This window comes from Mycobacterium sp. (assembly GCF_049278535.1).
In the GTDB taxonomy this organism is placed as follows: domain Bacteria; phylum Actinomycetota; class Actinomycetes; order Mycobacteriales; family Mycobacteriaceae; genus Mycobacterium.
Genome location: NZ_JBAPMI010000229.1, coordinates 1 through 11,331, shown reverse-complemented (window position 1 = coordinate 11,331; position 11,331 = coordinate 1). Strand labels below are relative to the sequence as shown.

Sequence of the window (11,331 nt, the reverse complement as noted above, 5' to 3'; positions counted from 1 at the left end):
GCATCCGCGTCGGCTTCCCACCGACGCGTCGAACCCTCTACATCGGTGAACAGAAACGTCACTACACCCGAAGGCGGGCCCGCCGCGGACACCCGCACAGGATGTCACAAAAGGCGCACGTCAATCGGCCAATCGTGACCGACTTTCCACTCCGTGTGCCTGACGGCTGGACGAGCGCGCCGACTCGGGGCTGGATAGTCTCGATGTCCGACACGAATGGGGACGACGCATGAGCATGGCCTACCTTGCGCAACCTGATCAGCAGCAGCAGTTGGAATGGCTCGACGGCGGCACGCTGGCGATCTTGCTCGACGGCAAAGCCACCAATGGCCAGTTGATGGTCGGGCGCTTCGATGTCAGCGAGGGCGAAGCACCGCCATATCACAAGCACACGCGTGAGGATGAGGTCTTCATGCTGATCAAGGGCACCGCGTTGCTGTGGTTAGACGATCAGGAGATGGAGCTGTCGGAAGGCGGAATTGTGTTCTTGCCCAAGGACATTCCGCATGCATATCGCATCACCTCCAAAAAAGCGGATCTGCTGATGATCAACACTCCGGCCGGCATCGAAGGGATGTTCCGCTACGCCGGCCGTGACAAAGCAACGCCGCGCCCGGACGGTTTCGAAATCACGCCCGAACGGATGGCCGAGGGAGCGGACAAGTTCGGGCAGATCATTCTTGGCCCGCCGCGCTGAAACTCGCCACGAGGCATCCGACTGCACCCACACCGCGGAGGCCATGGTGGTCGAGGAGCCCGTCCGGTTCTGGCGGGGATGTTTGCGTTTCTACGCAAGAGGCGTATCGGCGACTTCCCAGTCTTTGAGGTCGGCGACGGGCCCGAACAGATCGACGGGCACATCGGGGGACAGCGGTTGGTCTGTTCGCACCCGGTGGGGCCAGTTCCTGTTGGCTAGTGCGGGTTTGGCCAGCGCGGCAACGTCGGCGGTGCCCGAGGCGATGAGGGCGGCGGCGTCACGCGGGTCGTCAAGGTGACCGTTTGCGATCACCGTTAGGCCGCTGTGTTGCTTGGCCAACGCTGCCAGCGTCTCTCCCGCGTCACCGAACGCCGGTGCCAGGGCCCGGTATTCGGTGGTGTGGATGTAGTCGATGCCCGTGGCACCAAGTGCGCTGAAGATGATGGCTGCGTCGTCGTCGCGGCCCGCCCACCGATGATCGTTGTCCGAGACTTTCCCCTGGGACACCCGGATGCCGACGGCGATGTCGGCGCCGACCGCTGCGACGACGTCGCCGCAGATTTCAGCGGCCAGCCGGGTGCGGTTGCTGACGCTGCCGCCGTATTCGTCGGTGCGAGTGTTCAGGTAGTCGGTGAGAAACTCGTCGAGCAAGTAGCCGTTGGCGCCATGAATCTCCACACCGTCGAAGCCGGCGTCGCGGGCCAGCCGGGCCGAATTGACGAACGCGGCGCGGACTTGGCTGATCTGCTCGGTGGTCATCGCCTCGGGAACCCGGAAGGGGCCGGAGCCGCGGTACATGGGTAGCTGCTGGCCTTTCGGGCGCACCGCCGACGGTCCCCACGTGACCGTCGTGTGCGGGTTAGCTTGCGACTGGCTGCCTGCGTGCATGAGTTGGGCGAAATACTTGGACCCGGACGCATGGACGCCGTCAACGACCCCTTTCCAGGCCTCGACCTGACCCTGGTTCGCGATGCCCGGCTGAAAGCGGTAGCCCTGGCTGGTCTGGTCGTCGATATACAGCCCCTCGGTGATCAACAAAGAGAATCCACCTTCGGCGAAGACCCGGTAATACCTCCCCATCCGATCGGTGGGTAGACCCTCGGCTGTCGCACTCACCCGGGTCATCGGCGCCAGCGCGACACGGTTGGTGAGCTCAACGTCACCGATGACAATCGGGCTGAACAGGGATTCATGGGCCAAATGCGTTTGAGCAGCCACGGAACTTCCACTTTCAATGTCCACCGTTGACGACAAACCGACGGCCGGTGAGGTGCCAGTGATTCAAAACGGATTGCACTTGGGGGGTATTCCATTGCCCTCGTGGGGCCCGGGCTTGGTGATCGACAAGCCCGGCGACGCCGGATAAATGGGGCAATTGCCCGATGCGCATTAACTGGCTGAAGAGCAAAATTCCTGGGCTATGAAGCAACTGACCGCGGCATGGGCAGCGGCCACGTTGATGTCGGGTGGCTTGGCGATGGCCGGACTGGGTGCAGGCACCGCCCGGGCGGATGACGATTGTGGGCCCGCCGCGATGGTCGACCATGTGTGCTGGGGTCCGAATCACTGGTGCCCGGGCGATTCTCTGTTCCACTTGACCCAGAACCATGTTCATCAGCCGGTGACGTGGGACATGAACGTCTGCCACACCTACTATCACGTTGCCCCGGACCAGGCCAATCAAGGTCAGGGAATTTACGAAGGGCCCAATCCTCCACCTCCGCAGCCCCTTCCGCCCCGCGCACCTCCTGGGCTGCCTCCGCCTCCCGGCATGTGCTGGAACATGTGGATTCCCGGCCCCTGTCCCGGCGGCTAGCGGCGTTTAGTTCTTAAGCCTGCGGACGGTCCGTCGTTTGACTGCTAGACGACCCTTCGTTCCCGTCACCTGCCAGGCGAGATGTTGTTAGTCGTCGTCGTGGACGTCGTGGTTGGCGAGCTGGTTACCGTGATCGTGCTCGTGCTCGTGCTCGTGCTGGGCGGCGGCACCTCGACCGTGGTGGTGACGGTGGAGACACTGGTCGTCGTGGTAGACGAGGTGGTGGTCGCGGATCCCGCCGCGATGACACCGCATGCCACCCGCTTAGCCGAATTTCCGGCAGGGCTACTGCTCAAGTTGTCCGCGTTCTGGTGGATGATCAGCGCGCTACCCAAATTGTTTCGCAAGTCCGCGGCGGTGAACAGGCTCGTGGTGGTGACGAGTTTCGCCGAGCCGTCGGGGCGCACCTGCAGCGCAGTCAGGTCGCCGCTGGCGGGATAACCGGTGTGGTCCGGCGCCTGATAGACACTTCCGGCCGAAGCGAAACTGCCGGTCGAATCCCCGCTCGGCGCAGTCGAATTCGCTTCGCACTTACCCACCGAGTGAATTTGAAGACCGTGGAAGCCGGGGCTCAGAACCTGGTTAGGGCCTGCTTCCACGGTTACTGTCGCGAAGCCGTTTGCAAAATCGATGGTGGCGTTGGCGATTGTCGTGCCGTCCGCGCCCTTCACCTGAGTAGTCATTCGCTCGGTGCCGGGGGGCGGGGACGACGACGTGGATCCTCCACCGCCCTGGTTCACACATCCGGCTAATACTGCGATGGCGGCCGCCGATGCCGCGACCGCGCATGCTCTGCCCCTGTTCATGGGCGCGGGCTACCCAGAAATGCTCAAACCCAACCGCTCGCGGCGACCAAGGCGCTAAAGCCCGACGATCACGATGACGACGCCCACCACGTTTGTCAGCGAGAGGGACAAGAGGAGAAAGCTGACGAAGTGTTCCTTCACCGCTGGGGCGTGGTGGTCGCCGGCCGCGATCGGCGCGAATCTGCGGCCGGCACCCCATGCCGCTGCGAGCAGCGTCGCCAGCCAGTTCGCGAATGCGGAGTACGCGATGAGCATGATCGCGGTGACCGCCCACCGGTGTGACAGGTGAATGTGCGGCCAGAGCAGGCCGAGCAGCGCGAGAAACATGCCGTTGAGGACGCCTTGGAGGTGGCTCGACAACCCCATCCGTGAGTTCTTCAATGCCGGCACGGCCAAACCGGTGAGCAGGCCGATCAGAAACAGAATCAGGCCGAGCTTGAAGAGCAGCGTCTGCATGCCGGAACACTAGCGGCGCCCGAAGGGGCCGTGCATGCATGCCAAAGATTTGTTCGATGGCCTGGGCGTCGGTAGCTCGTTTCGTTGACGACGCCAGAACCGGGGCTCTAGTCTGGAACAGATATTTGGTCAACGTCGACAATGGCATTTCCGGAGGTGGCCGGTGGCGGATGGCGCCCACGCCGATCGGTTGTATGCCCTCGGCATGCTTGCCTCCGCCTTTGCCGGACGTGCCGTGGTGGTCGATGCACAGCACCCGGGGGACCTGCCGTGGACCGACGGCCAGACGGTCTTCATCGATCCGTCGTTGCCTATGCGGACGACCCTCGAAGCCGTTGCCGTGCAAGCCTCGATGATCGCCGCAGGCAGTCTCGATCCCGAGGCTGTGCGTCCGCTGACCCGCCATTCCCGTTTGGCCAAGCGCTATTTGTCGATTGAGGGGCATCGCGCACTGGTTGCCAACGCCGGCGTCCTTCCGACGGTGTTGGCCTCGCTCGGCGACCCCGACATCGCGCACCGAAGCAACTCGCCCGCGGAGTCGCTGAGCCTTGCGTCGGGCAAAGAACCGATCGACGATCCACCGCCGGAATTTGGCATCATCCGTGCCGCCAAGCTGATCGCCGCCGACGCTGGTGCGGCCAGGCAAACCGAGCAGGAAATGCTGGCACACGTTCCGCGGAATCAACGGCGTCAGGAACTCGAGCAGCTCGACGATGGCGAGGTCGATGACACCGACGATCCCGACCTGTTCACCAGCCCGGTCGGTGGCGGCGGTTTCATCGGCAAGTGGCTGAAGAAGATGCTCTCCTCGGCCCGCAAGACCGGTCGCGGAGGAGGGCCGCCGGGTGCGGACAACCCGACGCACCGGATCAACGCGGCCAAACGTGGGGAGTACGCCGTGTCGTCGCTGGCCGCCGCGGCGCCCGAAGATGTCATCGATCATGCTGCGGACCTGAGTCATCGCGGCGTGAAGTATCCGGAGTGGGACGTCAATCGCAGGAGCTACCGGCCGGACTGGTGCACGGTTGTTGAAATCGATTCGGCGGCAAAGGTATCGGCGAACCCGGCGATCGACGACGCCATCGGGCTCCGGCGTCCGCTGGCGCGGCTCGGCATGGGCTTGCACCGCCGGCACCGCCAGCCCCAGGGCGACGATATCGACATCGATGCCGTAGTCGAGGCACACGTCGAAATGATGGCCGGGTCGGTGCCCGACGAGGCCGTCTATCTCGACAGCTTGCGGCGGCACCGAGATCTGTCGGTGCTTCTGCTGCTGGACATCTCGGGTTCGACGGCCGAGGCCGGCACGGTGGGGCGGACCGTGCACGAGCAACAACGCACGGCGGTCGCCAACCTGACCGTCGCGTTGCACGATCTGGGCGACCGCGTGGCGCTGTACGCGTATTACTCGCAGGGTCGGGCTGCGGTGAGCATGGTGCCGGTCAAGCGGTTTGACGACCATCTCGACAGCCAGATGATCAGGCGGCTGAACAGCCTCGAGCCCGGCGCCTACTCGCGACTGGGTGCGGCGATCCGGCACGGCTCGGCGGTGTTGGAGGCACGGGGAGGAACGTCGCGACGGCTGTTGGTGGTGCTATCCGACGGACTGGCATACGACCACGGCTACGAGCGCGCTTACGGGGCCGCCGATGCGCGGCGCGCGCTGACCGAGGCACGCCGCCGCGGCACCGGCTGTGTATGTCTGACGATCGGTGCGGGCACCGACGTCGAATCGCTGCGCAGAGTATTCGGCAACACCGCGCACGCGAGCATCGCCCGCCCCGATCAACTGACGAGTGTTGTTGGGCCACTGTTCCGTTCGGCGGTTCGCTCGGCCGAGGTGAAAAGGCGGGTGTCATGACGAACTGTCCCGCCCGTACCGTCCTTGAAACTAACATCTGTTCCGTTTACGCTCCAGTCACCGCAACGCAGCGGCCGGCGGAAGGGTAGTAATGGCCAATGAGCCCACGCTCGCTCACCCGAACGGCGTGTTGTCCGCGGCGGACGTGACGCGCCCCTACTACACGGCAATCGGCAACGAGGAAGCCGTTTTCAAGGCCGCCCACGGCCAGGGCTTGTCGATTCTGCTGAAGGGCCCCACCGGATGCGGCAAGACCCGATTCGTCGAGGCGATGGCTCACGATCTGGGCCGGCCGTTGATCACCGTGGCCTGCCACGACGACCTCACCACGGCCGACCTGGTCGGCCGGTATCTGCTGCGAGGCGGCGAGACGGTGTGGGTTGACGGCCCGTTGACTCGCGCGGTTCGCGAGGGCGCCATCTGCTACCTCGACGAGGTGGTGGAGGCGCGGCAGGACACCACCGTCGTGCTGCATCCACTCGCGGATTACCGGCGCCAGCTACCGATTGAGCGGCTCGGCGTGACGTTGGACGCCGCACCCGGTTTCGGCCTGGTGGTCTCCTACAACCCGGGCTATCAGAGCGTGCTGAAGGATCTCAAGGATTCGACCCGCCAGCGGATGGTTGCCATCGAATTTGGTTTTCCGGCAGCCGAAGTCGAGGAGGGGATCGTCGTCCACGAGGCTGGCGTCGATAGGGCCACGGCGGCGGAACTGGTGCGATTCGGCCAGGCCATTCGTCGTCTGGAGACCGGTGGCCTGCGCGAAGTCGCGTCCACCCGGGTGCTCATCGCCGCCGGCCGACTGGTCGCCGAGGGTCTGCCCATGGACGCGGCGGCCGAGGCGGCAATCGCCGGCCCGCTCACCGATGACGTCGCGGTAAACCGCAGCCTCAAGGAGATGATCAGCGTGTATCTGACCGAGTCTGTCCGATCCGGTGATTGACGAGGCTAAGCGGCGCGGCTAGGGTCTGAACAAATATTAGGTTTGTTAGGCCGGGCGGATAAACGCGGTGAGCGCGTCCCAGTGGAGGTCCCATGTCCTACGAGAGCACTGCTGAGCCGATCAAGGTCGGCTACCTGATGGACTTCACCTTGCCGCCGATGTTCCCCGAAGAAATGAAGGCCGACTTCACTCAAGTCTTTGACATCGTGTTCGACGAGGCGCTGCAGCAGGGACTGCTGGATCGCCCGGTGCAGATGATTTATCGCGAGGTCGAGGGCTTGCCCAAGGGCTCGGTCAAAGCGGTGATCGACGCCTTCGGCGAACTGGTCGACGAGGGGTGTCTCGCGGTGTTCGGACCGCACATCACCGACAACTGCGTCCCGACCCGCGAAGCGATCGAGGAACGGTTCAAAGTACCGGCCATCAGCGTCACCGGAACCGACGACTGGCTCGGGGAGTGGACGTTCGCCTTCCCGCAGGGATCGATGACCGACGAGCCCATCTTCCTGGCGGACCTCATCGCCAAACGCGGCCTGCGCGAGATCGGCGTCCTGGTCGAGCAGAATCTGATCGGCGAAAGCTACCTGAAGAACCTGCGAGGTGCGTGCCGCCGCAAGGGGATTCGTATCGTCGCGGAGGCGGCGATCGCTCAGACTGCCCAAGACATCAACGAAGCGGTCAGCACGCTGCACCAAGCCAAAGCCGAGGCGATCGTGCATCTGGGCTTTGGTTTCGGCATCGTGTTCATCAACCCGGCCCTGGAGGCAGTCAACTGGGACCCGCCCCGGTTCACCACCACGGCCTTTCAGAATGCGTGGGTCAACCCGATCATGTGGAACGCATTCATGGGATGGATCGGGGTTGACCAGTACGACGAGACCAACCCACTCGGCCAGGACTTCCTCGATCGCTACGCGCAGCGATACGGCGGCCGGCGTCCCGAATACTGTGTGCCGCCGGTCAATCACGACGTCGCCGCGACGTTGGTGCGGGCGTTCAGCGATGCCCATCCGCTCAGCCCGCGCGGCGTGAAAGAGGCCCTCGAGCGGGTGAAGATGATGCCCGCCGCGGCCGGCGCGCCCGGAACTCGGGTGTCGTTCGGCAAGTGGACTCGCCGCGCCTGGATGGGCGCGGGCTACCTGGTGGCTCGCACGCTGGACGCCGACGGCGTCAACTCGCACCTCGTCGACCGCTTCGGAGAAGGGTGAGGAATATATGAGTACCGACCAATCCACACCGCTTGCCGCGGAACCGCGGCCTGCTGCGCCGCAACGGAAATGGGGCGGCTGGATCGCCGGAGCCGCGCTGGCGGCCTTCGCACTGTTCTTCATCGCGAACCGTCGTTGGGTGCTCGACCCGCGCGTCGCCAACCCGAATGTGCACGGCCGGCCGCGCCCGGTCAAGTTCATCTTTGGGCTGGACTACATCGGCTTTCTCGACGCCGCGACGGTCGTGTCGCTGCTCATCCTGCTGATCGTCTTCATCAGGGGCTGGCGACGTAATCCGGGCAGCCCGGTGATGCTGATGTTCCTGTGCACCACGTTGATTGTGTGGCAGGACCCGATCATGAACTGGTCGCCGTTCGCGGTCTACAACCCCGATCTGATCCACTGGCCGGAGTCGTGGCCGCTAGTGTCGTTGTCGCCGACCGTCGAACCCTTCGTGGTGTTCGGCTACGTGATGTTTTACTTCGGCCCCTACTTCCCGGCGGTCTGGATTCTGCGCAAGCTGCAGGCCAAATATGGTCCCACAAGCTATTTTTCGCGGCATCCACTGATCAGCCTTGGTGTGCTGGCGTGTGCGATCGGCTTCGTTTTCGACGCCTGGCTGGAGATCCAACTCGTCCACACGGGCATGTACATCTACTCTCAGGTGATCCCGTGGGGTTCGGTGTTCACCGGCACCACGTTCCAATTCCCACTGATCTGGGAATCGTTCTCGGTGACGTTCGTGATGGTCCCCGCGGCGATTCTCTGTTACCGCGACGACACCGGTAAGTCGGTGGCGGAAAAACTCGCCGCCAAGGCGAAGCTGTTCCCGACCCGACCGGTGCTGGGCACGTTCCTGGTGATGTTCGCCATCATCAACGTGTCCTACTTCGCTTACGGTGCCTGGTTCTGGGTCATCAAAGTCAGCCACGCCGCTACGTCGGTGGCCTGCCCGTGGCCGTATCCGGAGGCCAAAGTGTATGACCCGCAAGGCTATTACGAGAAGGCCGGCGCGCAGGGTCCGTACTCGGTGGGCATCTGGTCGACGTGGGCGAGCGGGGAACCGAACGGCCGACCGCACGTGCAAGCGCCACCGCCGGGTCAAGGAGCCTGCGAGCCGGCGAGGACGAATGGCTGAGGCTCGCAGCGTCGTCATCACCGGCGCCTCACGTGGGCTCGGGTTCGCAACGGCGACGCGCCTGTATCGCGAGGGGTGGCGGGTGGTCGCGGCCATGCGCGCACCCGATCTCGGCATGACGCTGTTGCGGGAGGCGACCGGCGCCGCAGCCGACGACGATCGGTTGATCGGCGTTCAGCTCGACCTGATGGACCACGCGTCGGTCACGGCGGCAGCCAAAACGATCGGCGAAGCCGTGGGTACACCGTTCGCGGTCGTGCACAACGCGGGGATCTCCGCCGCCGGAATGGTGGAAGAGACCGATATGGCCTTGTGGCAGAGGCTGTTTGCCACCAGCGTGCTGGGCCCCGTCGCGCTTACTCAAGCTCTGCTGCCGTCGATGCGAGCGGCCGGTGAAGGTCGCATTGTGCTGGTGTCCAGCGCGGCAGGGGTCCGCGGTCAGCCGGCCACCGCGCCGTACTCGGCGGCCAAGGGAGCACTGGAACGCTGGGGTGAGTCGATGGCGGTCGAGATCGCACCGTTCGGTCTCGGCGTCACCCTGTTGGTGGCCGGCACCTATGACACCGCCATCATCACCGACGCGGGCACCACCGACGATCGCGACTTCGGCGGTCCGTACGCCCGGCTGCACAACACGATGAACACCCGTGGGCGCTTCGCGATGCGGATGGCCAGGCCGCCGGAGAAGTTCACCGATGGAGTGGTCAAGGCGCTGGCCGATACGGGATCGTTTCGCCGTCGAGGTGTGGGACCGGACGCGTCGATGTTGTTGGTATCAAGCCGGATTCTTCCGGCCATCGGCATGCACCACATGTCGCGGATCGTGCTCGGCATACCCAAGCAGGGGTCGATGCGCGACGGCGCGTGGCCGTTGACGACAGCACAGAAGGCGATGGTGTTCGTCACACGAGTCATTCCGCAGCCGCTGCTGCAACGCCTGGCGTCGTTGGCGGCCAAGCGCCGCAAGGGAACTGAAGGAAACTGAGGAACAAGCATGGAACAGCTTTTCGATGACCTGGAAGACTTCGGCGCTTTCGATGACGCGATCTCCGGCGACGTACGTGACCCGTACACCGAGCTGGCGAGATTGCGCCGCGAGGAGCCGGTCCAGCGGCTCGAGACGTCGGGTGCGCTTCCGCATGAGGAATCCCTGCCGATGTTCATCGTGTATCGGCACGAGGACGTACAGCAGATGCTGCGCGACAACGAGACGTTCTCGTCGGCGGCTGTCATCGCTGCGTTCGGGCCGGTGCTCGGCGAAGGTGTGATGCTGGGCATGGACGAGCCGATCCACGGGCGGCTGCGTTCGTTAGTGTCGAAAGCGTTCTCGCAGAAAGCGTTAGCGCGCTGGCAGGACGAGTTGGTCGGCCGGGTAGCCAACGGGTTGATCGACCAGTTCGCGGCCAACGGAAAGGCGGACCTGGTCAAGGAGTTCACCTTCGCCTATCCGAGCCAGATCATCGCGGGCCTGCTCGGCCTGCCGGAAAAGGACTACCCGCAGTTCCAGCGGTGGTCGATCTCGCTGCTGAGCTGGCTGATGAATCCCGAACGCGGGCTGGCGGCGTCGGCCGCGCTCTGCGAGTACTTCGAGCCGATCCTGGAGGCGCGTCGCGCTGAGCCGAAAGACGATCTGATCAGCGCGCTCGGTGCCGCCGAGATCGACGGGGAGAAGCTCAGCAACGAGGAGATCTTCTCGTTCCTCCGGCTGCTGTTGCCCGCCGGCGTTGAGACGACCTACCGGTCGCTGGGCAGCCTGCTTCTCGGGCTGTTGTCGGACCCGGAGCAACTGGAGGCGATCCGCACGGACCGCTCGCTGATTCCGCAGGCGATCGAGGAAGGCGTGCGGTGGGAGCCTCCGCTGCTGACCATCACTCGGGTGACCACCCGCGACACCGAACTCGGCGGAGTGCAGATCCCGGCTGGCTGCACGGTGATGCCGATGCTGGGTTCGGCGAACCGGCAGGAGGATCGCTACCCGGATCCCGACACATTCAACATCCACCGGGAGGCTCGGGCGAACCTGGGCTGGGGCCACGGCGTCCACGTCTGCCTCGGCATGCACCTGGCGCGACTGGAGATGCGCACGGCCATCAACCTGCTGCTGGATCGGCTACCTAACCTGCGGCTGGACCCCGACGCCGACGATCCGCACGTCCGCGGGCAGGTGTTCCGGTCGCCGACGTCGGTGCCGGTGGTGTTCGACCCGCAGTAGATCGCCGATATGGCCTTTACAGTGGCGGGGGTAGCCGTAAAGTCGTAGCTGAGCGTCTGCTCAACTTTCCGCTCAGGAGGGACGACGCGATTGACCGGGCCACTGCGTGATATCCGGGAGTTCATGGGCGATGCCGACGCCTATCGGGACGAGTTGTACAAGCGCTGGACGGGGTTGCTGAGCTACCGCTACAT

The 11,331-nt window shown here is 64.5% G+C and carries 11 protein-coding genes; 8 read left to right on the top strand and 3 right to left on the bottom strand.

Annotation, left to right across the window (positions count from 1 at the left end; genetic code table 11):
* Positions 1 to 229 precede the first annotated feature (229 nt).
* Positions 230 to 697 (top strand): cupin domain-containing protein, encoded by a 468-nt coding sequence (locus WAO18_RS15725; RefSeq protein ID WP_422207186.1) that lies wholly within the window; start codon positions 230 to 232, stop codon positions 695 to 697.
* Between the two features lie 90 nt (positions 698 to 787).
* Here WAO18_RS15725 and WAO18_RS15720 read toward each other — a convergent pair whose 3' ends face one another.
* Positions 788 to 1,915 carry an NADH:flavin oxidoreductase gene (locus WAO18_RS15720; protein WP_422207185.1) on the bottom strand — a complete coding sequence of 376 codons (1,128 nt, stop codon included), beginning with the start codon at positions 1,913 to 1,915 and terminating at the stop codon, positions 788 to 790.
* A 202-nt stretch (positions 1,916 to 2,117) separates the two neighbouring features.
* Between WAO18_RS15720 and WAO18_RS15715 the strand changes: the two genes are divergently transcribed.
* Positions 2,118 to 2,513: a hypothetical protein gene (locus WAO18_RS15715; protein WP_422207184.1), complete on the top strand. Its 396-nt coding sequence runs from the start codon at positions 2,118 to 2,120 to the stop codon at positions 2,511 to 2,513.
* 65 nt (positions 2,514 to 2,578) lie between these two features.
* Here WAO18_RS15715 and WAO18_RS15710 read toward each other — a convergent pair whose 3' ends face one another.
* A complete protein-coding gene (locus WAO18_RS15710; protein ID WP_422207183.1) occupies positions 2,579 to 3,319 on the bottom strand; it encodes a superoxide dismutase family protein in 741 nt (246 codons plus the stop codon).
* A 54-nt stretch (positions 3,320 to 3,373) separates the two neighbouring features.
* Positions 3,374 to 3,775, bottom strand: coding sequence for a hydrogenase (locus tag WAO18_RS15705; RefSeq protein ID WP_422207182.1), 402 nt, complete (start codon positions 3,773 to 3,775; stop codon positions 3,374 to 3,376).
* A 163-nt stretch (positions 3,776 to 3,938) separates the two neighbouring features.
* Between WAO18_RS15705 and WAO18_RS15700 the strand changes: the two genes are divergently transcribed.
* The 6 genes from WAO18_RS15700 (at position 3,939) to WAO18_RS15675 (ending at position 11,137) form a co-directional block, all read left to right on the top strand.
* Positions 3,939 to 5,636, top strand: coding sequence for a nitric oxide reductase activation protein NorD (locus WAO18_RS15700; RefSeq protein WP_422207181.1), 1,698 nt, complete (start codon positions 3,939 to 3,941; stop codon positions 5,634 to 5,636).
* 91 nt (positions 5,637 to 5,727) lie between these two features.
* Positions 5,728 to 6,579, top strand: a complete 852-nt coding sequence (locus WAO18_RS15695; protein WP_422207180.1) for a CbbQ/NirQ/NorQ/GpvN family protein — start codon at positions 5,728 to 5,730, stop codon at positions 6,577 to 6,579.
* Positions 6,580 to 6,671: 92 nt separating this feature from the next.
* Entirely contained in the window at positions 6,672 to 7,787 is a 1,116-nt protein-coding gene (locus WAO18_RS15690; RefSeq protein ID WP_422207179.1) for an ABC transporter substrate-binding protein, read from the top strand.
* 7 nt (positions 7,788 to 7,794) lie between these two features.
* A complete protein-coding gene (locus WAO18_RS15685) occupies positions 7,795 to 8,925 on the top strand; it encodes a spirocyclase AveC family protein (RefSeq protein WP_422207178.1) in 1,131 nt (376 codons plus the stop codon).
* Positions 8,918 to 9,910 carry an SDR family oxidoreductase gene (locus WAO18_RS15680; protein ID WP_422207177.1) on the top strand — a complete coding sequence of 331 codons (993 nt, stop codon included), beginning with the start codon at positions 8,918 to 8,920 and terminating at the stop codon, positions 9,908 to 9,910. The genes WAO18_RS15685 and WAO18_RS15680 overlap by 8 nt, the downstream gene beginning before the upstream one ends.
* 9 nt (positions 9,911 to 9,919) lie before the next feature.
* A complete protein-coding gene (locus WAO18_RS15675) occupies positions 9,920 to 11,137 on the top strand; it encodes a cytochrome P450 (RefSeq protein ID WP_422207176.1) in 1,218 nt (405 codons plus the stop codon).
* Positions 11,138 to 11,331 lie beyond the last annotated feature (194 nt).